Origin of the sequence: Candidatus Nitrosomarinus catalina (assembly GCF_002156965.1) — an archaeon.
Taxonomy (GTDB): domain Archaea; phylum Thermoproteota; class Nitrososphaeria; order Nitrososphaerales; family Nitrosopumilaceae; genus Nitrosopumilus; species Nitrosopumilus catalinensis.
Genome location: NZ_CP021324.1, coordinates 633,035 through 652,776, shown reverse-complemented (window position 1 = coordinate 652,776; position 19,742 = coordinate 633,035). Strand labels below are relative to the sequence as shown.

The 19,742-nt window shown below is 30.3% G+C and carries 31 protein-coding genes; 22 read left to right on the top strand and 9 right to left on the bottom strand.

Annotation, left to right across the window (positions count from 1 at the left end):
• Window positions 1–13 precede the first annotated feature (13 nt).
• The 4 genes from NMSP_RS03930 to NMSP_RS03915 all read left to right on the top strand — a co-directional run bounded on the left by NMSP_RS03930 (window position 14) and on the right by NMSP_RS03915 (window position 1,255).
• Entirely contained in the window at window positions 14–280 is a 267-nt protein-coding gene (locus NMSP_RS03930; RefSeq protein WP_086907549.1) for a hypothetical protein, read from the top strand.
• Between the two features lie 34 nt (window positions 281–314).
• The gene (locus NMSP_RS03925; protein WP_067960696.1) at window positions 315–554 is read left to right on the top strand and encodes a hypothetical protein; all 240 of its coding nucleotides are present in this window, start codon (window positions 315–317) and stop codon (window positions 552–554) included.
• A complete protein-coding gene (locus NMSP_RS03920; protein ID WP_086907548.1) occupies window positions 548–766 on the top strand; it encodes an Lrp/AsnC ligand binding domain-containing protein in 219 nt (72 codons plus the stop codon). The genes NMSP_RS03925 and NMSP_RS03920 overlap by 7 nt, the downstream gene beginning before the upstream one ends.
• A 105-nt stretch (window positions 767–871) precedes the next feature.
• The gene (locus NMSP_RS03915) at window positions 872–1,255 is read left to right on the top strand and encodes a VOC family protein (RefSeq protein WP_264080404.1); all 384 of its coding nucleotides are present in this window, start codon (window positions 872–874) and stop codon (window positions 1,253–1,255) included.
• Here the strand turns inward: NMSP_RS03915 and NMSP_RS03910 are convergent.
• Window positions 1,252–1,635: a hypothetical protein gene (locus tag NMSP_RS03910; protein WP_086907546.1), complete on the bottom strand. Its 384-nt coding sequence runs from the start codon at window positions 1,633–1,635 to the stop codon at window positions 1,252–1,254. The genes NMSP_RS03915 and NMSP_RS03910 overlap by 4 nt on opposite strands.
• Before the next feature lie 53 nt (window positions 1,636–1,688).
• A complete protein-coding gene (locus NMSP_RS03905) occupies window positions 1,689–2,069 on the bottom strand; it encodes a hypothetical protein (protein WP_086908372.1) in 381 nt (126 codons plus the stop codon).
• A gap of 137 nt (window positions 2,070–2,206) precedes the next feature.
• Here NMSP_RS03905 and NMSP_RS08425 point away from each other — a divergent pair, with 137 nt between their 5' ends.
• The gene (locus NMSP_RS08425; RefSeq protein WP_192866221.1) at window positions 2,207–2,353 is read left to right on the top strand and encodes a hypothetical protein; all 147 of its coding nucleotides are present in this window, start codon (window positions 2,207–2,209) and stop codon (window positions 2,351–2,353) included.
• A 20-nt stretch (window positions 2,354–2,373) separates the two neighbouring features.
• Here NMSP_RS08425 and NMSP_RS03900 read toward each other — a convergent pair whose 3' ends face one another.
• Window positions 2,374–3,153 (bottom strand): adenylate/guanylate cyclase domain-containing protein, encoded by a 780-nt coding sequence (locus NMSP_RS03900; protein WP_086907545.1) that lies wholly within the window; start codon window positions 3,151–3,153, stop codon window positions 2,374–2,376.
• Between the two features lie 251 nt (window positions 3,154–3,404).
• Between NMSP_RS03900 and NMSP_RS03895 the strand changes: the two genes are divergently transcribed.
• The 4 genes from NMSP_RS03895 to NMSP_RS03880 all read left to right on the top strand — a co-directional run bounded on the left by NMSP_RS03895 (window position 3,405) and on the right by NMSP_RS03880 (window position 6,302).
• Window positions 3,405–4,247 carry a hypothetical protein gene (locus NMSP_RS03895; RefSeq protein WP_086907544.1) on the top strand — a complete coding sequence of 281 codons (843 nt, stop codon included), beginning with the start codon at window positions 3,405–3,407 and terminating at the stop codon, window positions 4,245–4,247.
• 139 nt (window positions 4,248–4,386) lie between these two features.
• Window positions 4,387–5,595, top strand: a complete 1,209-nt coding sequence (ilvA, locus tag NMSP_RS03890) for a threonine ammonia-lyase (RefSeq protein ID WP_086907543.1) — start codon at window positions 4,387–4,389, stop codon at window positions 5,593–5,595.
• Between the two features lie 13 nt (window positions 5,596–5,608).
• Entirely contained in the window at window positions 5,609–5,836 is a 228-nt protein-coding gene (locus NMSP_RS03885) for a hypothetical protein (RefSeq protein ID WP_086907542.1), read from the top strand.
• 286 nt (window positions 5,837–6,122) lie between these two features.
• Window positions 6,123–6,302, top strand: coding sequence for a hypothetical protein (locus NMSP_RS03880; protein ID WP_086907541.1), 180 nt, complete (start codon window positions 6,123–6,125; stop codon window positions 6,300–6,302).
• Window positions 6,303–6,378: 76 nt separating this feature from the next.
• On the opposite strand, the gene fldA is transcribed toward NMSP_RS03880, so the two are convergent.
• Window positions 6,379–6,996, bottom strand: coding sequence for a flavodoxin FldA (gene fldA, locus NMSP_RS03875; RefSeq protein WP_086908371.1), 618 nt, complete (start codon window positions 6,994–6,996; stop codon window positions 6,379–6,381).
• A gap of 234 nt (window positions 6,997–7,230) precedes the next feature.
• Between fldA and NMSP_RS03870 the strand changes: the two genes are divergently transcribed.
• From NMSP_RS03870 to NMSP_RS03855, 5 genes are read left to right on the top strand one after another with little or no spacing between them, the layout of a single operon-like run.
• Window positions 7,231–8,373: a 5-(carboxyamino)imidazole ribonucleotide synthase gene (locus NMSP_RS03870; RefSeq protein WP_086907540.1), complete on the top strand. Its 1,143-nt coding sequence runs from the start codon at window positions 7,231–7,233 to the stop codon at window positions 8,371–8,373.
• A gap of 33 nt (window positions 8,374–8,406) precedes the next feature.
• On the top strand, window positions 8,407–8,781 hold the full coding sequence (locus NMSP_RS03865) for a hypothetical protein (protein ID WP_086907539.1): 375 nt from the start codon (window positions 8,407–8,409) through the stop codon (window positions 8,779–8,781).
• Between the two features lie 11 nt (window positions 8,782–8,792).
• Window positions 8,793–8,939, top strand: a complete 147-nt coding sequence (locus tag NMSP_RS08420) for a hypothetical protein (RefSeq protein WP_192866220.1) — start codon at window positions 8,793–8,795, stop codon at window positions 8,937–8,939.
• Window positions 8,926–9,165, top strand: a complete 240-nt coding sequence (locus NMSP_RS03860) for a hypothetical protein (RefSeq protein ID WP_086907538.1) — start codon at window positions 8,926–8,928, stop codon at window positions 9,163–9,165. Before NMSP_RS08420 ends, NMSP_RS03860 begins: the two co-directional genes overlap by 14 nt.
• A 39-nt stretch (window positions 9,166–9,204) precedes the next feature.
• Complete coding sequence (locus NMSP_RS03855; protein WP_086908370.1) at window positions 9,205–9,873, top strand: nucleotidyltransferase family protein; 669 nt, start codon at window positions 9,205–9,207, stop codon at window positions 9,871–9,873.
• Between the two features lie 9 nt (window positions 9,874–9,882).
• Here NMSP_RS03855 and NMSP_RS08415 read toward each other — a convergent pair whose 3' ends face one another.
• Entirely contained in the window at window positions 9,883–10,026 is a 144-nt protein-coding gene (locus NMSP_RS08415) for a hypothetical protein (protein WP_192866219.1), read from the bottom strand.
• A 100-nt stretch (window positions 10,027–10,126) separates the two neighbouring features.
• On the opposite strand from NMSP_RS08415, the gene NMSP_RS03850 reads away from it, so the two are divergent.
• Genes NMSP_RS03850 through NMSP_RS03840 form a run of 3 tightly spaced genes read left to right on the top strand, consistent with a single transcriptional unit; the run spans window position 10,127 to window position 12,509 of the window.
• Window positions 10,127–11,092: an LLM class flavin-dependent oxidoreductase gene (locus NMSP_RS03850; RefSeq protein ID WP_086907537.1), complete on the top strand. Its 966-nt coding sequence runs from the start codon at window positions 10,127–10,129 to the stop codon at window positions 11,090–11,092.
• Between the two features lie 2 nt (window positions 11,093–11,094).
• Complete coding sequence (locus tag NMSP_RS03845; RefSeq protein ID WP_086907536.1) at window positions 11,095–12,204, top strand: thiolase C-terminal domain-containing protein; 1,110 nt, start codon at window positions 11,095–11,097, stop codon at window positions 12,202–12,204.
• On the top strand, window positions 12,201–12,509 hold the full coding sequence (locus NMSP_RS03840; RefSeq protein WP_086907535.1) for a hypothetical protein: 309 nt from the start codon (window positions 12,201–12,203) through the stop codon (window positions 12,507–12,509). Before NMSP_RS03845 ends, NMSP_RS03840 begins: the two co-directional genes overlap by 4 nt.
• Here the strand turns inward: NMSP_RS03840 and NMSP_RS03835 are convergent.
• Together NMSP_RS03835 and NMSP_RS03830 are read right to left on the bottom strand one after the other, a co-directional pair.
• A complete protein-coding gene (locus tag NMSP_RS03835; protein ID WP_086907534.1) occupies window positions 12,502–13,329 on the bottom strand; it encodes a hypothetical protein in 828 nt (275 codons plus the stop codon). The genes NMSP_RS03840 and NMSP_RS03835 overlap by 8 nt on opposite strands.
• 39 nt (window positions 13,330–13,368) lie before the next feature.
• Window positions 13,369–13,569, bottom strand: a complete 201-nt coding sequence (locus tag NMSP_RS03830) for a hypothetical protein (protein ID WP_086907533.1) — start codon at window positions 13,567–13,569, stop codon at window positions 13,369–13,371.
• Window positions 13,570–13,722: 153 nt separating this feature from the next.
• Here NMSP_RS03830 and NMSP_RS03825 point away from each other — a divergent pair, with 153 nt between their 5' ends.
• The 3 genes from NMSP_RS03825 to NMSP_RS03815 are packed head-to-tail and all read left to right on the top strand — an operon-like array spanning window position 13,723 to window position 15,161.
• A complete protein-coding gene (locus tag NMSP_RS03825; RefSeq protein WP_420887406.1) occupies window positions 13,723–14,286 on the top strand; it encodes a PDDEXK family nuclease in 564 nt (187 codons plus the stop codon).
• A gap of 50 nt (window positions 14,287–14,336) precedes the next feature.
• On the top strand, window positions 14,337–14,786 hold the full coding sequence (locus tag NMSP_RS03820; RefSeq protein WP_086907531.1) for a hypothetical protein: 450 nt from the start codon (window positions 14,337–14,339) through the stop codon (window positions 14,784–14,786).
• 57 nt (window positions 14,787–14,843) lie between these two features.
• Window positions 14,844–15,161, top strand: a complete 318-nt coding sequence (locus NMSP_RS03815; protein WP_086907530.1) for a hypothetical protein — start codon at window positions 14,844–14,846, stop codon at window positions 15,159–15,161.
• 290 nt (window positions 15,162–15,451) lie between these two features.
• Here NMSP_RS03815 and NMSP_RS03810 read toward each other — a convergent pair whose 3' ends face one another.
• Complete coding sequence (locus tag NMSP_RS03810) at window positions 15,452–15,826, bottom strand: hypothetical protein (protein WP_086907529.1); 375 nt, start codon at window positions 15,824–15,826, stop codon at window positions 15,452–15,454.
• A 104-nt stretch (window positions 15,827–15,930) separates the two neighbouring features.
• Here NMSP_RS03810 and thrC point away from each other — a divergent pair, with 104 nt between their 5' ends.
• Both thrC and NMSP_RS03800 read left to right on the top strand, forming a co-directional pair.
• The gene (thrC, locus tag NMSP_RS03805) at window positions 15,931–17,268 is read left to right on the top strand and encodes a threonine synthase (RefSeq protein ID WP_086907528.1); all 1,338 of its coding nucleotides are present in this window, start codon (window positions 15,931–15,933) and stop codon (window positions 17,266–17,268) included.
• 144 nt (window positions 17,269–17,412) lie between these two features.
• Window positions 17,413–18,666, top strand: coding sequence for a hemolysin family protein (locus tag NMSP_RS03800; protein ID WP_086907527.1), 1,254 nt, complete (start codon window positions 17,413–17,415; stop codon window positions 18,664–18,666).
• Here the strand turns inward: NMSP_RS03800 and NMSP_RS03795 are convergent.
• On the bottom strand, window positions 18,663–19,715 hold the full coding sequence (locus NMSP_RS03795) for a type II glyceraldehyde-3-phosphate dehydrogenase (protein ID WP_086907526.1): 1,053 nt from the start codon (window positions 19,713–19,715) through the stop codon (window positions 18,663–18,665). The genes NMSP_RS03800 and NMSP_RS03795 overlap by 4 nt on opposite strands.
• Between the last annotated feature and the right edge of the window lie 27 nt (window positions 19,716–19,742).

The window sequence follows — 19,742 nt, the reverse complement described above, 5'->3', positions numbered from 1 at the left end:
GATTTTCGATATAATGGCTGAAAAAAAAGTTGTAAAGAAAACAACCACTAAAGCAAAGAAAACAACCACTAAAGCAAAGAAAACAACCACTAAAGCAAAGAAAACAACCACTAAAGCAAAGAAAACCGCTAGTAAAAAATCTAAGAAAATCAAGGATGAGCCTAGCGGAGATAGTGGAATAGTAATTGTAGATGATGATTTAGTCATAGATCAAGAAAAAATTAATGAGGAACGAAGAGCCTATCTTGAAGAGGCTAGATCTCAAGAAGCAACAGACTAGCAATATTTATCAAATTGATTCACATAAAGTATTCGTGTATGCATTATGTTTGATTACAGTTAAGCCTGGAAAAGTAGATTCAGTAGTTGAAATTTTGAAGAAAAAACGTAAAGTTGTAAAACAAGTGATGGTAGTTACTGGAAGAGCAGATATCAGTGTAATTTTACAAGGAAAAATTGATCAAATCAATCAAATGGTAATTGATTTTAAAAAAATTAAAGATATTGTTACAACAGAAACTCTAATTGAAGTGGAGGTAGATTTAGGTTGGTAAAAGCAATAATTTTAGTGAAATCTCCAAAAAAATTGATTGCGGTTAAATTAAGAAAATTAACAAAAGTTTCAAACTCATTTCCAACAAGCGGACAATTTGATGCGGTTGCAATTATCGATGTCCAAGAATTGATTGAAATTAAAGAAGTGGCAAATCAAATTCAAAAAATTAGTGGCGTTGAAAGAACTGAAACAATGGTTGAAGTTCAATAATTAATTTAAAATAATTTTAAAAAAAATGATAATTAAGAGGGTAATTGATTTAAGCAACTTTCACCCATATTCTTTGTGAATATCAAAAAGGTTGGAAATGTAATATTGGCAGTCCAAGATTTAGACAAGTCAATACAATTCTACAATGAAATAATTGGTCTTCCAATTAAAGACCAAAGAAAAACATGGGTAGATTTAGGTACATCCGGAGCTTTGTTGAGTTTACATCCTGCATCGTCAACTGCAGAACATGCAGGAGATTCCATAGATAATGGAATAAGTATTGGATTTCTAGTAGGAGATTTGAAATCTGCCATAGAAGAACTAAAAACAAAAGGTGTTACAGTTCATCGAGACATTATGGAAAAAGAAGTAGGCAAAAATGCAGTAATATTGGATCCAGACAAATACATGATTTCATTGTTTGAACCCAATTTTGACGACAAAGATCAACAAACTAGTGGATATGTTGGATTTACGCCAGCTTAGATTGTCTTTTTTATTGAAGAGATAATCTTCTCCAAGCTTTTTTCTTTTGAATTAATTGAAATGTAGAAAGTTACATCACTTTTTTGTAAAATAAGAACATTAACTTTTGAATGTTTCAACAAAATATGGTCTAATTTTCCAAAAGAAGTATTATTTTTTCTTAAAGAAAGTAATGTAGATGTAATGAAAAATTCATGTTTGACATCTTCAGATTTCAATAATGGTTTAAGATTTGGTTTGATTACACCAGTTAATGTTCTGCCATAATTGTTTATGACGCCAGCATATCGAATATTGTTAGAAACTTCAAGAATAGTTTGACATTGTTTTTTATATTTTAGAATATTATTTTTCCATTTGTCTGAAGGTGTTTTAACCATATTAAAAAACGAATTCAGAATTTAATAAGGCTTGTCAATTTTATAATAAGAGATTAAGGGTTATGCTTATCTTTTGGTCTGTTGTTTAATTTTTTCTTTAGTTCTAAATTTTCTTTAATCAATTTCTCATTTTCAGTTTTTAATGTTTGAACTGAATTTCTACCACTAAACAAAGGATGTCCAGGTGGAACAATTGGTGATTCTGGTGAGATTAAACCTGAAGCATATTGTTGATAGAGTTTTTGAAATCCTTGAAGTTTTTGGTTAAGGGTTTCATCATGTTGAGATAATTGTGATTTCATTTGATTCTGATGCATTGGAGATAGAGGATGGTTTAGTCCTGGAGGCAATCTAGGAAACTGAAATGCCATGTGAGGAATGTTTGGATTTAGTCCATAAAGGTCTTGAAGGTGTCTCATTACCATATTATCCATAAATTTCATCCTAATTTGCTATATTTGTGGCTTACTTTAGGCATTTCATATACTAACTAGTTTAATTTCAGTCATTTTTACTCAAATTCAGCTGATCGCAGATCCTTATAGATTCCCACAATTGAACGATCTTAGTCATGGCAAAAGAGAGAAAATCATGTTTGAGATGTAAAAAAGACATCAAACAAGAAGAACTACACAAAATTGTAATGTATGTTGTTCAAAATGAATTCACCGAACACCACTATGAACACGTAGAATGTCCTGAAAAATTTACAGTTTAATTTAGTATTTTAAGAATTAATCATCCCTTGAATTCAAAAACTTCATAGATTTCTCCTGTATGTCTTGAACGATAATTCCATTCGTCATTTTTCCAAATCATTTGTTGGAAATCTTTTTGAGAATTTGGATGTAATCTTTTACAAACATCAGAACCGATTAAAATTTGATTGGGTTTTGCCATAGATTGAATTTTTGCAGCTATGTTCATAGCAGGTCCCATTAAATCAACATGAGAATGTTGTTCATCAGCACCATATCTAACTACAATATTTTGACCAAAATCAACACCAATTTTTACCATTAAATCTGGATAATCATATTGATCAAGTATTGGGTTTATTCCCTTTTGAATAACAGTATTCATGGATTTTGCACAATTAACTGCATTGTCTGCAGTAAGTAATGAATTTGATTCTGCAACAAAATACCCAATAACTGCATCACCTACAAATTTTAAAACATATCCATGATGTTGACGAATTACAGCTGCCATTTCTTGTGCAAAAGAGCTAATTATAGTGGCAATTTTATCTGAAGGCATCTCTAAAGCCATCTTTGTTGAACCAACTAAATCCACGTACAACACCATCATATCTAGTTTTGAAAATACATTTTTTCTAAGAAAATCTTCAGATTCATCATGTACTCCTGAATACTCATACCCTTTTTTCAAAGCTCCCCAAACACGTTTTTGAGTTTCCAGAATCATACTTTCAGAATCTACAGCTGCCTCCACATTTCGGCTTAGAAGCATATCTACTACTCGATTGTCATTTTTTTCATTAATATTTTCACTCATTTTTATTCAATTAATCCAACGGAAAATCAATTTTACAGTTGTCACATTTACCTCTATTGCCCTTATATTGCTCATTATAATATTCAATAATCTCAGAATTGCAATTGTAGCACAAAATTTTAGATTCCACCATGCCTAAGAAGGGTGTTTAATGTATTTAGATATTGTTGAGTATTATTGAGATATCAAAATCAGATATTTTTTCAAAAATGAAAATGAAGGTTTAAGGAGAGTTATTTTTTAGCAAAAATGTGCGACTAGGTTCTAGATCACCAGATGAATTTATTCAATTATTGAATAAAAAAAATGATGATATTCAACAAGATTTTTTAGCAAAAATGATAGAAAAAACCAAGATTGCTAATGTCAAAGTAATGATGGGGGATTCTACAATTACAGAACAAAAGACATTTGATCCTAAAGAAGTATCCAATTACCTAGAAGGCATAATTCAAAAATTAGATGGATGGTCTTTACAAAATGTATCAACGACAAATAATGAGGATCTAAGAAGAATATTTACTAAATTTGAAATTACTGAAGGGAACTATTTGATATCAGGTCATTTATCAATACAATTCCATGTATTATTATTTTACAAGCCAGTTCAAAGAGTTATTGATTCACAAAAAGAATTAGCTGAAATTTTAGACAATACAAAAAAACAAGAATCAGATTTATCAAATAACAGTGATCAATTTGTCTTAGACAAGTTAAAAGAAATGGGATACAAAGATTTTGATCATCAAAAATTATTTGAAATATTTTATGAAGATGAAGAATTTAGTAAAAAAGTGTATGCAGAAATTGAAAAAGAATCCAGTGAAGAATTTAAAAAATTAACTGAAAAGAAAAACAAACTGATAAAGGAATTAGATTCATTATTAATTGAAACATATCAGACAAGTTCAGTATTGATTGATGATACTAGATTAGTAGCAGGTGAAGAAGGATGTTTGTGCACATTAGACATAGAATTTATCAAAAATAACAATCGCGAAGGTCTGTTTGATCCAAGAAAAATGTCTAATAATGTAAAAGAGAATATTATAAAAAAATTAGAAGTACTTCAAGAACAAATTAATTTAAAATAAAAAAATAACTTTAAAAATACTTTCAAAATATCCTAGGCACAATTATGATAAAAATTTATTATATTTACGCACAAAAAATAAGCTGAAAATTACCCATAACGATTAACTCAAATACCTCTAAAAGTGAGCAACATCTCCAATGAATCCAACATACGATGAAATACTAAAAGCAAATACATTACGAGGAAATGTAATTAGAAAAACACCTTTAATTCATTCACCAACATTTAGTGATTTAACAAATTCAGAAATTTTCCTAAAAGAAGAATTTAGACAAAAAACAGGATCATTTAAGATCAGGGGAGCATATTATAAAATTAAATCATTATCAGATGATGAAAAAAAGCACGGAGTTGTAGCTGCATCAGCAGGAAATCACGCACAAGGGGTTGCGTTAGCATCTTCATTAGAAAATATATCATGTACAATTGTTATGCCAAAAAATGCATCCCCTGCAAAAGTTGCTGCAACTAGAGGATACGGAGCAAATGTAATTTTAGAAGGAGTAAACTATGATGAATCATATTCTAAGGCAAAAGAAATTTCTGAAAGCACTGGTGCTGCATTAATACAAGCTTTTGATGACCCTCAAATAATAGCAGCACAAGGAGTAATTGGATTAGAAATATTAGAAGACTTACCAGATGTTGAAGAAATTTATCTACCAATAGGTGGTGGCGGTCTGGCAGCAGGAACTGTAATTGCAATTAAAGAAAAAAATCCAAATATCAAAGTCATAGGAGTTCAGTCAAAATCATTTCCATCCATGTATGAGTCTGTAAAACAAAATACACGAACATTGACTGGTGGAGAAAGAACAATTGCAGATGGCATATCTGTAAAAATGCCTGGAGAAATAACTTTCAACATAATCAAAGAACTGATGGATGAAATTGTATTAGTAGATGATGATGAAATTACAAAAGCTATGTTCCTATTAATGGAAAGAATGAAATTTGTGGTTGAACCTGCAGGAGCAGTAGGGCTTGCATATCTACTATCAAAAAAACCTTCACCTGGAAAAAAAGTAGTAGCAGTATTAGCAGGAGGTAATGTAGACATGTATCTATTAGGTCAGATTGTAGATAAAGGACTTGCAGCAATGAGCAGATTGTTGAAACTATCAGTTTTGTTGCCTGACAGACCAGGAGCATTTAAAGAAATTGTAGATATTATCACTTTAGCTAATGCAAATATTGTGGAAGTGGTTCATGATAGATTAAGTTCAGATGTAAATGCAGGTTCTGCATCTGTCACGCTTAATTTAGAAACACAAGGAAAAGAACAAGCACAATCATTAATCAAATCTCTAGAAGAGAAAAATGTTAAATTCAAATTATTGACATAAGATTATTGAAAATATGCCATTATTTTGTAAACAATGTAATGAAAGAAGATTACCAAAATCAGTAAAACCAGAAAATATTACATTATGGTTATGTGAAAAATGTAAAAATTTTGTAGATTCTAATGATTTCATTGTAAGAGAAGCAAAAAATGATGAATGCAATACATCACAAGAAGATTATAAAAAATGGGTAAAATCTATCCCTCCAACTGATGGAACCCAAGATTCATTCAGATATTGAAAAGTTTATTGTATTCAACATCTTAGAATAAAATCATAAAATTTTATGTATCTATAATACTCAGATTACCTAATCAAAATAGATCTTATATGCTGGGTCTGCCAATGACTACATTTAAGGTCAGGAATACTGAAAATATCGGAAATCTTGATAGTAATCTAATAAACCGACCAAGGAATTATTACTATTGGCATCACATTCCAAATATTTCAGTATTCTTTAAAATTTTGTAATAAGATGTGATAATATTCTAGTATTTTTTAAATGAAATTTTGTTAATACTGTTATGAAAAATCAATGTGATTTTTGTAAGGAACATATCAAAACACAAGCAATTCATTGTAATAGTTGTATTAAAAATCACCAAATCTGTTTAACATGTTTAATTGATTATAAAGAAGAAATGAAAATCAAACCAGTAACAAAACAATCTCTGTATGAAAGTAATTTAAAAAAATGGACATAATATTATTTTTTATAAAAAACGAATTTAAAAAATTAATAAAATAAAAAAAGAATGTATTTTAAAAATAGAATTTATGTTATAATCCCATTTCTGATTTTAATTGAGCACACCAATTTTTAACGCGGTCTTCAGTTTTTTCGTTTTCACTATCCTCATCTACGGGAAGGCCACAAAATTTTTCACCATCTTCTGGTTTGGAAATTTCGTTAAGATGGGGAATTAAACATCTTGAAGATACAAAGGCATAGTCATCAAGGGGAACATATCCCACCATTTTGGCACCTGATTTTTCAAAGAATCGATGTAATTCTTCCATGGCATCAACAAAATCTTCTCCATATCCAACAGAATCACCCAAACCAAAGATTGCAACAGGTTTGTCTTTGAGATCCAATTCACCTATTTTTTCTAAGATATTGTCCCAATTTGTTCCAGATCTTAATTCTTCAGCTCCGGTGTTCCAAGTTGGGATACCGCAGATTATTCCCTTAAGATTTGGAAAATGTTCTAAATCTCCTTCAGAAACATCTACAGCCTCTGAAACAACATCGCCTAATTCATTTTTTATAATTCCACATACTTGCTCTGTTTTACCAGTTTGTGTTCCAAAATATAGGCCAATTTCTGCTGTTGGTGCGTCTGTTGGTATTACCTCATGTGCTTTATCATCATCGTGTGCATGTGGTCCAGCCATAATTCTCATTTATGAAATTGATATTTAATTGGGGATATGATTGCAAAGAGAAATTACAATGATAGATTACAAAAGCTGATTTCAATACAAACAAATCTAAAAATTTAACTCTATACCTAAAACAAGTAATTGAACTAGAAAAACAATTCCCAACAATGCAGATCCTAAAAGAATTTTAATAATTTTAGACATATTACATTAGATATTTTTAGTGCATTTTAATGAATTCATTTAATGGCAAAAATTTTGGGCATTATCGGAGGAGGTCAATTAGGAATGATGCTTACTGAAGCTGCAAAAAAAATGCCTGAGCACATATCAAAAGTAATAGTTTTAGATCCAAATGAAAATTGTTCGGCATCCCTAGTTGGAGCAGAGCAAATAGTGGCAGATTTTAAAGACAAAGACTCAATCATCAACCTAGCAAACCAAGTGGATATCATTACATATGAAATTGAATCAGGAGATAGTGATGTATTAAAATCCGTTGAAAATAAGGCTGAGATCAACCCATCTCCAGAAACTCTAAAAACTATTCAAGATAAATTTTTACAAAAAACATTTTTGCAAAATCATAATATTCCAGTTCCAGAATTTATCAAAGTTAATAACATTGAAGAAGTCAAAGAAGGATTGAAAAAATTTGGGTATCCAGCATTACTGAAAGCCAGAAGAGATGCATATGATGGAAAAGGTAATTTCAAAATAGACTCAGAAAAGGAGATTCAAACAGCATATGATTATTTTAAAGGACAAAAACTCATGTTAGAAAAATTTGTCCCATTTAAAATGGAAGTATCAGTTATAGCATCAAGAAATACTAAAGGAGAAATTAAGACATATCCATTAGTTGAGAATATACATGAAAAAAATATTCTTCGAGAAACAATTGCACCATCTAGAACATCAAATGAAGTTTCAGAAAAAGCTGGAAAAATAGCCAGTAATACAATGGATGTTTTGAAAGGTGCCGGAGTATTTGGAATAGAAATGTTTGTGACTCAAGATGATGAAATAGTAATTAACGAAATAGCACCAAGAGTTCATAATTCTGGTCATCACACATTGCAGTCAAGTGAAACATCTCAATTTGAACAGCATTTACGTGCAATTTTAGGATTGGATTTAGGAAGTACAAAATTACTTCACAACACAATAATGTACAACATTTTAGGGAATTTAGATTTTCAAGGAGAATATAAAAAAATAGAAATTTCTGAAAAGAATATTTATCTAAAAATGTATGAAAAGAAAATTTCTAAACCTCTAAGAAAACTGGGTCATTTAAACATCATTGGATTTGAGAAACAGTCAATAGATGAATTACTTACACAACTAGAAAAAATCAAGGGTAGTGTAGAGGTAGAATCAATATAATTGGTTTAAATATTGTAATTTTTCAATTCAAATATGGCATTAAAAGCAGCAGCAATGGCACTTACTGGAATTGCAATTGCATTGTTAGTGCTATATGGTGCTGATGTCGCAGTATCAATGGGCAATGCCGATAAAGAAGGGTTTTTGCCATTAGATGATATGCAAAGAGGCATGGGACTAGGAGGTCCAGCAATTGTTTTACCAATTATTGCATTCTTCATAGCTATTAGAGAAAAATCTAAGGGGTTAGGAGGATTAATTATTATTTCAGGAATACTAATTCTAATTGGAGGTATTGCAATGATAGCAACACCTGCACCAGAAGGAGTAGAAAGAAGTCCAATAATGTTATTTGCACCTGCAATTATCCAACTTGCATTAGGTGCAATTAAAATAGTAAAATCCTAAGTGAATACATAATGCCAATTTGTGCAAAATGTAGCAATGATGTCAAAAAAGTTTATGATTGTGATCATACAAAATATGAAGATTATTGTGTAGAATGCTATACTGAACTTCACTATTACATTACGGAGAATAGTAAAGACGAAGATGTTAACTGCTAGAGAAATTGCAATTTATGCACTAGGTAAGACTGAGGGAGTAAATTCCCTTGCAGAAACACTCGGAAAAGGTATGGATGATGAGAAATACATTGAATCATGGAATAAAACATTGAAACTTTTAGGAATTGAGATACCGCTAGAAGAATTAGAAACAATTTACAATGAATTTGCAAAGAAAATGGATGAAATTGTTAATGATTCTGAAATAAATGAAATTAAGAAATAATAAGATAAATTTGAATAGTTGATTATAGAAAATTTAACAATGAAGGCAATTATTTTAGCAGGAGGTAGAGGAAAAAGACTAAAGCCAGTTACAGATTATGTTCCAAAACCACTAGTTCCAATAAAAAATATTCCAATTATTGAATGGCAAATAAGATATTTGAAGAAATTTGGTATTAATGAAGTCATTATTTGTACAGGTTACAAGGCAGATATGATTGAAAGTTATTTGAGTATGAAAAAATTAGGATTAAAAATTAAATTTTCAATAGAAAAAACTCCACTAGGTACAGGCGGTGCAATTAAAAAAGCAGGCAAATTAATTAACGAAAAATCTTTTTTTGTAATTAATGGTGATACCATTACAAATATTGACTTAGATAAACTAGCAAGTAAGAAAAATGCAATTGCTGCCATTGAACTAAGAACAAAATATGGTATTTTAGAAACAGAATCAGACAAAATTATTAATTTTAAAGAGAAAAAAGAAATCACAGATATGTGGATGAATGCAGGAATTTACCATCTCCAAAAGGACATTCTGAAAAAATTACCAATTAAAGGAGACATAGAGAAAACAGTTTTTCCAGATTATGCAAAAAAGGGATTACTAAATACAATAAAATTTAAAAATGTAGAATGGTTTTCTGTGGACTCATTCAAAGACATGGAAGAATGTTCTGAAAGAGTAGAAAAAATAATTAAATAATATACTAGATTATGCACCTGTTCTGTGCAGCGTTACCATCATGTATGCAACTTCCTCCACAAACAATTCGTCATTACTAGCAGAAGCATATTTTGTTGCATTTTTCCAAAATTTCTCATTTTTAGTAGATCCTTGAAAAATCTGTTCAGCCATAATATGATTAGATAATTGGCGAGATAATTAATCACCTCAATCAAAATTAACCTATTACTAAAACAGATACACTAGAATATCCAATATTCATACTCAATTCATGCGTATAGCGTGCAGTTTAGGCTCATTACTATCAGTTGAAGAAGTTTTACACTGTTCAAAATCCATATCGAATTCAAAAATTGATTCAATATGGATTCCAGAAACCTGGGGAATGGAAAATTTTTCAACTATGTCTGCAGTGGCAAGTAACACAGAGAGTCAAAAAATAGGCTCATCAATAATCAACATCTATTCGAGAAGTCCATCAACAATTGCAATGGGTGCCGCTACAGTAGATATTTTATCAAAAGGGCGATTAATTTTGGGATTAGGTACAAGTAGTATGCCCATAGTTGAAGATTTTCATGGATACAAGTTTTCTAACCCAGTTCAAAGAATGAAAGAATATGTAGAAATCATTAGATTGGCATTATCAAAAAAACAGATGAATTATTCAGGTAAAATATTTCAATTAAATAATTTCACATTATTAATCGAACCAAAAAGAAAATCAATTCCAATATATCTTGCAGCAATTAATGAAAAAATGGTTAATTTAACTTGGGAAATTGCAGATGGAGTAATTTTCTATTTGAGACCGCTAGAAGAGTTGAAAGAGACAATTACAAAAATGCAATCAAAAAAAAGAATTGATGTTGCATGTCAAATTATTACATGTGTATCTGAAGATTCAGAAAATGCAATTTTAAGAGCAAAAAAAACACTTGCATTTTATGTTTCAGTAGGTGACATCTATAGAGAATTTTTATCTAAAAATGGATTTCAAAATGAAACAAAAAATATTTTTGAAGAATTTAAAAATTCAGGATTCAAATCAAATCATGAATTGGTTACAGATAAGATGTTGAATTCACTATGCATTGCAGGAAATCCAAATGAAAGCAAAAAACAATTACAAAAATTCAAAGATTCAGGAATAGATTTACCAATAATTCAGTTCAACCCAATTGGGGATACTAAAAAATCATTTTCATTATTGAAAAAAACATTTTTGGAGAATTAGACATGAATAAAGTTGGAATAGTAGGATACGGAAATACACCATTTACAAAAGATGAAGATAAAATTGAATCTATTTTACATAAATCTGCAAATCAACTTTTTAAAAAAAATCCAGAAATTGATAAAAAACAGATTGATGCAGTACTGGTTTCAACAAACAACAATTCAAAATATCTGTCACCCATTTTATCAGAAATGGTGGGAATTCAACCAAAAATAGCCCATTCTATAGAAAGTCTGTGCAATTCAGGCACAAACTCAATAGTTTCAGCATTTTCGTATATTTCATCAGGATTAGCAAATATGGTTCTTGTTTCAGGTGCAGAAAGATTTGATAGTCCAGGTCAGATACTTGAATGGGATAATTCTAGAGGAGAGTTCAAACATCCAATATTTTGGGCATCAATTTTTTCCAAATCCTATAAGCAAAAATTTAATGTTTCAGAAGAGGATCTCGCAATTGTTTCAGTAAAAAATCATAAACAAGCACAGAAAAATCCTAATGCATTATCAAAAAAAACATACTCAGTTGAGGATGTAATTAATTCTAAAAAATTAACAGAAGATTTAAGATTATTAGATTGTTCTAGACCATGTTCTGGTGGGGCATCAATTGTATTAGCATCAGAAGAAATATCTAAAAAAATTACAGATACGCCAATATGGATTAGTGGGATTGGGCAAAAAACAACCTCTGCAGGGTTTACTAAAAATGAATCACTATTTTCAATGAATTCAAGTAAACAAGCAAGTGAATCTGCACTAAAAATGGCAAATAAAAATATCTCACAAGTGGATGTTGCTGAAATTCATGATGCATTTTCAGTTTGTGAACCAATGGCACTAGAATCTATGGGATTTACAAATCAAGGAGAAGGTATGAGTTTAGTTAAAAATTTACACGAGACAAATAATTTTAAAATAAATTCACGTGGAGGGTTAATTGGTTGTGGACATCCATTAGGAGCTACGGGAATATCTCAAACAATTGAAATTGTACAACAATTACAACAATCAGCAGAAGGAAGACAAGTAGATAAACCAGAAATTGGACTAGTACACAATATGTCAGCTGCAGCAACGTCATCAACAGTATTGGTTTTAGAAAAATGAATTTTGAAGAGGAATTAACTAAAGGGAATTTTACCATTCCTGAATGTTTATCTTGTAAAAAAATTATTTGGCCGCCTGCAGAATTTTGTAATGTATGTTATAATGAAACAGGCCTAAAAACAGGCCAATTTACAGGTAAAATTATAGAATATTCTAAACAAAATGAGGAATATTTTTGCATGGTGGAATTTCTAGATTCTTTTAGACTAATGGCAAAAACAAATGATAAACCAGAAATCGGGAAAATTGTCAAAATTACAAAGTGTGGTATTTTAAACGGAAATTATTTTTTTCAGATTATTTGAATTTTGTAAAAATGTAAGGAGTTTCAACATTTTGATCAAAAGTCCATACAGTTGGCAATGAAACAGTTTCAATAACAGACAATTTATTTTCTTCAATAAGAGAACTCCAACCACCTTCAGATAAATTTCCAGATAATTGTCGTTTGGTATCACTACCAGCAAAGACAATTCCGGTATTACTTTTTAAATTAGCAATTGAATTAATTTTTTTAATTATGCTTGTAGCTAAAATATCTCCTCCCATTTGAGCAAGTCCACCTATAAAGAATACTGGATTTTGTAAATTCAATTTTGAATAATCAAATTCTAACGCATCATTACATTTTGGATTAAAATTTTGATTTGTATCACTACAAATTGTATTTTGTAATTCTACTAGAACATCATCAATTTCTACACTATGAGAATCAAAATCCAATATTTTTCCACAGTATGCAATTCTACCATCACCTGAACCAATATCTACAAGTTCAGAATATCCGATTTTTTTTGCAACTAAAGACATTATGTATGCAGACATTATCCATGTCGGATAAAATGGTTGACAACTTGAACCATGTTTAATACTATTAAGCCAATATTCGTTGATATCACCCTCATAAACCATACAAGGAAAATCAAGAATATTCTTCTCAAATGAATTTAGATAGATAGGATTTTTTTGCGCAAAAAGATGTAATTGTTCTAAATGTTGTTCATCAATTGGGAATTCCTTTGAGGGTTTCAAAGGCAATATTTCTTGAATATGTGCATTTCCGGTGTAATTTTGTGCAAAATCTTGCTTAATCTTAATTAAATTATCAACAAGTTCTTTGATCATAAAATTTCTAAAATGACGGGTATGATAAACTCATTGTAACTAATCATGTTTTTTAGATAGATTTTGAGAAATTTCTTTTTGTAATTTGTCTAATTCATTTAAAGTGTTTTTTTCTAATTCTTTAATTTTTTTTATTTCCTCATCAGTAGGCTCCATCATTAGTTCAAAACTAATATGTTTTAAAATATTGAGATAGGAATCACGTTTTTCAAACAATTTCTCAACATCCAATTCAGACATTATTAGAGGTAATTTTGTGAGGTATATACAATTAGATAATCATTAAAAATTATTTGTAAAAAAATAAGTAATTTGTATGACTGAAATTACTGATATTGTTGAGTTATAATGTAATTACCAAGATTACTAAATCTAAACTAGTAAAAAATGCATATGAATAACAATCTAAAATCAATTACTATTATGAAACTAAAAAAAGAAATGAAGAAAACTAATCATAAAAATGCAGCAAAAACAAGAAGGCAAAGAGGCTATCAATGGGAAGATACAATTGTAAAGAGATTCAAAAAAACTGAAAAGTGGAAGGCTTTCAGATTAGGATCTCCCAGTATTGCATTACCCGATGTATTGGCAGTAAATACAGAAAAAAGTACCATATTCACAATTGAAGCAAAATCGGGAACAAGTACAACACTTCCAGTACCAGCAGATCAAATTGAAAGATGTTTAGAATGGATCAAAACTTTTGACATATACAAAAACAAACAAGTTCTATTAGCATTCAAATTTTTATCTAAAAAACGAGTAGATGTAGGAGTTTATCAAAACAGGGAATTAAGAGAATTTTTTAAAATTTGGGATGAAAAATTAGAGATTTGTGACTGTGTTTGTACATATGATGGAAAAATTTATTCAAAAATTAATGGTGTAAAAAAAGAATTAGCACTCAAAGAATGCAAAATGCCATTTAAAACAAAACAAAGATCTAGTGCCTAACTAGATTTTATTTTCAAATCGTTATTAAGGATAGAGGAATTAGTTATCGTATGTCTGAAGAAAATTCTAAAGATGATGCAATAGAATCAACTGCAGAGTCATTACTTGAAACAGTATCTGATGCAGAAGTCAACTCAAGAATAAGTTTTGAAGAATTTACTGACGAAAGGGCACTAATCAGTCGTGATGCATTTGGAAAAAAACAAATGAAAATTAAAGTTTTAGAGGTCTCTGATGAAAATCCCGTACTAAAATGGAAATTCGGAGATCGTGTTAAAGTAACAAAAATACTTGTTACAATCAAACATCTCACAACACAGGAAGTAGAAGAGGCCGAATTTGATATTGAAGAAATTGAAAAAGAATTATCTGAAAAAAGACACTATACTTCAACAAATAGATGGATACCTACAGGAGATATCAAAAATGGTTATGTAGTAGGGGATAAACATACAAGATTAATCAGTGATGCAGCTGCATTAGATTATATTGTATTTTAAGCACACACCTAAATTTTCTCTGAAAAACATTATAAACATCACAATTTGAAAATGATTATGAGTTCAAAAGAATTTGATATTAACGGAACAGATTACACTATTACAATAACAGAACAAGTAATTGGACATGTTAATAATTTAAAAAATCTGTACAATGCTGCATATGAAGATCCTGAAAGTTTTGAAGACGTAAGTTCTGAAATTTCAAGCACAATTACAGATATTGCTAGTACGGTGGAGCCAGAAGTGGAAGATAGCGACCTAGATGGATTAATTCAAGAAATAATTAAAGCAGTAGATAACAAGGCTGCAGAGATTGAAAAAGAGCTTTCAGCCAAAGAAAAACCAGCCAAAAAATCAAAATCAAAAAAATAATTCCAATTTGACCTTAAAATCAGATTAAATTAAGGTAAGGGATAAATTCTAAAAAAAAGTACTATACTAAAGATATGTCTAAAAGTTGTGAATGTGGAATATGTGATCATCATTACGAAAATGAATGTTTAGAAAAAGAATGCAAATGTTGTTTAAATTTTCATGAGAGATCAGGTCCTAGAAGAAAGTAACCCGCTAGTTGTAACAATTACATTTTTTTGAAAAATGTTTAGAGCACCCTATTAATCGATGATCCTTGCAACCACATAAGACACATTTTTTTTGTTCGGTCATAATCTTTCCAATAATTCCTGGATATTGTTCATCATGTTATTATTTTTTAACGATTCTAAAATTTTTAATCTCATATTTTTGATACGATTAACGTCATTGGAATACAAGGGAGCCATAGTTTCAATTTCTTTTTCAAATGAGTATGTCACCAAATATTCTGCAAATTTTTTTTTAGTTATTTTGAAATCTGCTAAAGGAATTTTTTCAGTTTCAATTTTATTAGATATGACTCTAACAAATCCATTAATTTTTAACATTTCTTTTTCTATTTTTTTAAGATCTCCAGGCTTATCCTCGATTGCCTCAAGAGTATTGTAGGATTCCACAATACGATTTAGAATACTCTTCAAATATTCCACGTAAGTGACCATATAATATCAAAAAAATACACCAATCTAAAGTTTAGGAAATTAGCTAGACTCGTGTAAATTATTCACGTTTGCTTTAAATTATTAGCAATTTTCAACAATTACACATGCAAGAAGATGCTTTTCTAAAATGTGTACATCCAAAATGTGGTTTAGTATATCCCATTTACAGTACAAATGTACAATGTGAAAATGGACATGTTTTAGATGTAAAATACAAAAATACACCATCTACAAAACTAAAAGATACATTTTATGAAAGACGAAATTCCAAAGGCAGTATATTTAACGAAAGTGGAATTTGGAGATTTAGGGAATTATTGAATTTTTGTCAAATTGACACTGAAAGTTTAGAAGAATGCTCAAAATTTTTAGTTTCATTAGACGGGGCAGAAGGAAGACAATCCAAACCATATCACATGTCAAAAGCTGCTGAGTTTTTAGGAATTGAAAAAGACGGGTTGTGGTTACAACCAGAGGGATACAATCCTAGTGGTTCGTTTAAAGATAATGGGATGGTAACAGCTGTAACTCATGCTAAATTAGTAGGAGCAAAAAAAATTGTATGTGCTTCAACTGGAAACACTTCAGCTTCTGCAGGTATGTTTGCAGCAAACGAAGGAATAGATTGTGATGTGTATATTCCTGCAGGACAAATTGCACCAGGAAAACTTAGTCAAGCTTATCAATTTGGAGCTCAGATTGTAGAAGTTGAAGGAAATTTTGATGATGCCTTAAAGCAATCTTTAGATGATGCACAAAATCATGACGGATATACAGTAAATTCAGTTAATCCATTTAGAATTGAAGGACAAAAAACAATTCCATTTAGAGCATTAGAATATTTGAATTGGGATGTACCAGATTGGATTGTTTATCCTGGAGGAGCATTAGGAAATACTTCCAGTTGTGGAAAAGCATTGATGGAATTATACGAATGGGGATGGATTAAAAAAATACCAAGAATTGCAGTAATTAATTCAGAAGGCGCAAGCACATTATCGGATTTGTATAATGGTGAATTTGAAAATGAAGAATTAAGATGGAATAAGGGAGAGCCAAATACAGAATTGATTTCTAGATATTACGATCATTTAGACAAAGAGGGCATTAGACCAAAAACCAAAGCAACAGCTATTCAAATTGGAAGACCAGCTAACATCTTGAAAGGATTAAGAGCATTAGAATTTACAAATGGAGTAGCTACAACAGTTACTGATTCAGAAATGTTAGATGGTATGTCTGTAGTAGGACTAAATGGATTTGATTGTGAAATGGCATCAGGAGCATCAGTTGCAGGGATAAAAAAATTGATGAATGAAGAAATAATTAAAAAAGACGATACAGTCGTAGGAATTCTCACAGGTAGACAAAAAGATGCAATGATTCCAGTTGACTATCACCACAATTCAGAAAATACATTTGCAAATCCTCCAAAAAATTAGCCTCAATATTTTTAATAAGAAATTAAAAAATAAAAGAAAACTGAAGAGTTTAAATCCATGAATTGTTAAATTATCTTACCAAAAGATGGTGCAAAAAAACTAAATGAAAAATAGTATTTCTAAGAAATTTTCAAGGGGAAGATCATGGTAGAGTTATGGATTGAAATTACAGCACTATCAGTTTTGATTGGCTTATCGGGATTTTTCAGTGGTTTAGAAGTTGCATTAGTGGGTGTAAGAAAATCAAAAGTTGTTCAATTATTCAACGAAGGAAAAAAAGGTTCAAAGGCACTACACAAATTAAAAATGAATCCAAGTTGGATGATGTCAAGTGTAAATCTTGGCAACAATTTAGTCAATGTTGGAGCATCTGCATTAGCTACAAGTGTAGCAATTAGATTATTTGGAAATGATGGTTTAGGAATTGCCGTAGGGGTTATGACATTTTTAATTTTAGTTTTTGGTGAGATTACTCCAAAAACATACTGTAATGCAAACTCAACAAAAGTTGCATTAAGATATGCACCAGTTTTACTAGTATTCAGTTATGTATTTTATCCAGTTGTAAAATTCTTTGAAATAATCACTAGAGGAGTTGTAAAAATTACTGGTAGTAGTTACACACCACCACCAATAACTGAAGAAGAAATTAAGGGAGTAATTGATCAAGGTTTGGCAGAAAAAGCATTAGAAAAAGAAGAAATGGAATTAGTTCATGGAGCATTGAATTTTGATGATACTGTAATTCGTTCTGTAATGACACCAAGAACAAAGATGTTTACATTAAATGCAAAAATGCTACTTTTTGAGGCATTACCACAAATTAATCAAAGTGCCCATTCTAGAATTCCAATTTTTGGAGATACAAGAGACGATATTGTTGGATTTATTCATGTTAGAGATGTACTAAAGGAATTAGAGAAAGACAAGGACGTAGTTACTTTAGAACAAATTGCAAGAAAACCCGTATTTGCTTCTCAAGAAAAAATGATTAGTTCACTATTAAAAGAGATGAAGGGAAGAAAAACACACATGGCCATAGTTGTAGATGAACATGGAGGAGTAGAGGGCTTAGTTACTCTAGAGGATTTACTAGAAGAGATTGTAGGAGAAATAGAAGATGAAACTGACCTAAAAAGAGAAAAAGGGTATGAACGAATTGATCAAGATACGATAATTACAAACGGAGATATTGAAATTGATGTAATTAATGAAATTTTTAAAACAAAAATTCCTGAAGGAGATGATTATGCGTCACTCAATGGACTACTTCATGAAAGATTACAAGATATACCTCAAGAAGGGGATAAACTAGAATTAAATGATCTAAAAATCATAGTTGAAAAAGTTACAAAAAACATTCCTCAAAAAATTCGAATTGAAAAAATTAGAATCTAGTTATTTTTAGCAAAATTTTCTTGCAATTTTTGTTTTTTCTCTTTCATGTGAAAAATGGATTCAGTATGAGCAAATGCCTCTTCATATGATTTATCAAACAACATGGCTTGCAATAACATATGATTTTCAGGAATAACAATTCCTGTTTGATCATCAGAATACATTAGTTGAACAGTGTCTCCAATTGAAGTAGTCATGTTTGCATGTATATGGATCATGTTTGTATCTGTAAAATTAAAGCCCATATTTTGAGCATAATCTCTAATATCTTTAGTACCCTTTGCAGTCCATAATGTAGCTACACCAAATTCATCAGCAAATAATTCATGGATTTGAGAAGGTTTAGGTGCGGTTTCTTTGAATCGGATATCCATTATGTGTAGGTGCATTTGTCTTGTAGGTACTTTTATTGCACGAACATAAAGAGGAGCATCTTTTCCAAAATACAATTTCACATCATCACCATGATGTGGTTTTTCTGTCATTTCAATTGTGTCAGAAACATTTTTTTCAGTTTGTTCAATATCTGCCCATCTTCTAACTAAAGTTACATCAAATCTTACTAACTCATTACCAAATTTTTCACGTAGTGGTTCTAAAATTCGACCCATTCCTGTCACATTACAACTTCCTTGCATGACATGTTTTTTACCCAAAGCATGATCATAGTTTGCACGAGAATTAAATAATAAATCAGAAACAGATTCTTCTCCCACGGTAGATTCTCCACCCTGATAGATAGCAGGAATATTTTTTGGCTCGTAAAGATTTTTTTTATTTTTGTAACCATGGCCACCAGGTGCAGCATCAATTACTAAATCACATTCGTCTAATGCAGATTCAATTGTACCTGAAATTTTATAATTTGAAAAATCATCTAATTTTCTTTCTGGAACATATACATTCAATCCACGAGAAATTGCATCAGTTACTTTCTCATCTGGAGAATATTTTCCAATACCAAAAACAGTAATTTCAGGATCATCTTTTAGAAAGGATGTAATTCTACTACCAATAGAACCATAACCATTAACAAACACCTTTTTCATATTTACTCTCCAATTATCTTACTTATT

What these genes read in the sequence shown, in the direction of transcription:
- NMSP_RS03930 (WP_086907549.1), top strand. Translation starts at nt 14, where the DNA reads ATGGCTGAAAAAAAAGTTGTAAAGAAAACAACCACTAAAGCAAAGAAA.
- NMSP_RS03910 (WP_086907546.1), bottom strand. Translation starts at nt 1,635, where the DNA reads ATGGTTAAAACACCTTCAGACAAATGGAAAAATAATATTCTAAAATAT.
- NMSP_RS03905 (WP_086908372.1), bottom strand. Translation starts at nt 2,069, where the DNA reads ATGGATAATATGGTAATGAGACACCTTCAAGACCTTTATGGACTAAAT.
- NMSP_RS08425 (WP_192866221.1), top strand. Translation starts at nt 2,207, where the DNA reads ATGGCAAAAGAGAGAAAATCATGTTTGAGATGTAAAAAAGACATCAAA.
- NMSP_RS03900 (WP_086907545.1), bottom strand. Translation starts at nt 3,153, where the DNA reads ATGAGTGAAAATATTAATGAAAAAAATGACAATCGAGTAGTAGATATG.
- ilvA (WP_086907543.1), top strand. Translation starts at nt 4,387, where the DNA reads ATGAATCCAACATACGATGAAATACTAAAAGCAAATACATTACGAGGA.
- NMSP_RS03885 (WP_086907542.1), top strand. Translation starts at nt 5,609, where the DNA reads ATGCCATTATTTTGTAAACAATGTAATGAAAGAAGATTACCAAAATCA.
- NMSP_RS03880 (WP_086907541.1), top strand. Translation starts at nt 6,123, where the DNA reads ATGAAAAATCAATGTGATTTTTGTAAGGAACATATCAAAACACAAGCA.
- fldA (WP_086908371.1), bottom strand. Translation starts at nt 6,996, where the DNA reads ATGGCTGGACCACATGCACACGATGATGATAAAGCACATGAGGTAATA.
- NMSP_RS03870 (WP_086907540.1), top strand. Translation starts at nt 7,231, where the DNA reads ATGGCAAAAATTTTGGGCATTATCGGAGGAGGTCAATTAGGAATGATG.
- NMSP_RS03865 (WP_086907539.1), top strand. Translation starts at nt 8,407, where the DNA reads ATGGCATTAAAAGCAGCAGCAATGGCACTTACTGGAATTGCAATTGCA.
- NMSP_RS08420 (WP_192866220.1), top strand. Translation starts at nt 8,793, where the DNA reads ATGCCAATTTGTGCAAAATGTAGCAATGATGTCAAAAAAGTTTATGAT.
- NMSP_RS03860 (WP_086907538.1), top strand. Translation starts at nt 8,926, where the DNA reads ATGTTAACTGCTAGAGAAATTGCAATTTATGCACTAGGTAAGACTGAG.
- NMSP_RS03855 (WP_086908370.1), top strand. Translation starts at nt 9,205, where the DNA reads ATGAAGGCAATTATTTTAGCAGGAGGTAGAGGAAAAAGACTAAAGCCA.
- NMSP_RS08415 (WP_192866219.1), bottom strand. Translation starts at nt 10,026, where the DNA reads ATGGCTGAACAGATTTTTCAAGGATCTACTAAAAATGAGAAATTTTGG.
- NMSP_RS03850 (WP_086907537.1), top strand. Translation starts at nt 10,127, where the DNA reads ATGCGTATAGCGTGCAGTTTAGGCTCATTACTATCAGTTGAAGAAGTT.
- NMSP_RS03845 (WP_086907536.1), top strand. Translation starts at nt 11,095, where the DNA reads ATGAATAAAGTTGGAATAGTAGGATACGGAAATACACCATTTACAAAA.
- NMSP_RS03840 (WP_086907535.1), top strand. Translation starts at nt 12,201, where the DNA reads ATGAATTTTGAAGAGGAATTAACTAAAGGGAATTTTACCATTCCTGAA.
- NMSP_RS03835 (WP_086907534.1), bottom strand. Translation starts at nt 13,329, where the DNA reads ATGATCAAAGAACTTGTTGATAATTTAATTAAGATTAAGCAAGATTTT.
- NMSP_RS03830 (WP_086907533.1), bottom strand. Translation starts at nt 13,569, where the DNA reads ATGTCTGAATTGGATGTTGAGAAATTGTTTGAAAAACGTGATTCCTAT.
- NMSP_RS03825 (WP_420887406.1), top strand. Translation starts at nt 13,723, where the DNA reads ATGAATAACAATCTAAAATCAATTACTATTATGAAACTAAAAAAAGAA.
- NMSP_RS03820 (WP_086907531.1), top strand. Translation starts at nt 14,337, where the DNA reads ATGTCTGAAGAAAATTCTAAAGATGATGCAATAGAATCAACTGCAGAG.
- NMSP_RS03815 (WP_086907530.1), top strand. Translation starts at nt 14,844, where the DNA reads ATGAGTTCAAAAGAATTTGATATTAACGGAACAGATTACACTATTACA.
- NMSP_RS03810 (WP_086907529.1), bottom strand. Translation starts at nt 15,826, where the DNA reads ATGGTCACTTACGTGGAATATTTGAAGAGTATTCTAAATCGTATTGTG.
- thrC (WP_086907528.1), top strand. Translation starts at nt 15,931, where the DNA reads ATGCAAGAAGATGCTTTTCTAAAATGTGTACATCCAAAATGTGGTTTA.
- NMSP_RS03800 (WP_086907527.1), top strand. Translation starts at nt 17,413, where the DNA reads ATGGTAGAGTTATGGATTGAAATTACAGCACTATCAGTTTTGATTGGC.
- NMSP_RS03795 (WP_086907526.1), bottom strand. Translation starts at nt 19,715, where the DNA reads ATGAAAAAGGTGTTTGTTAATGGTTATGGTTCTATTGGTAGTAGAATT.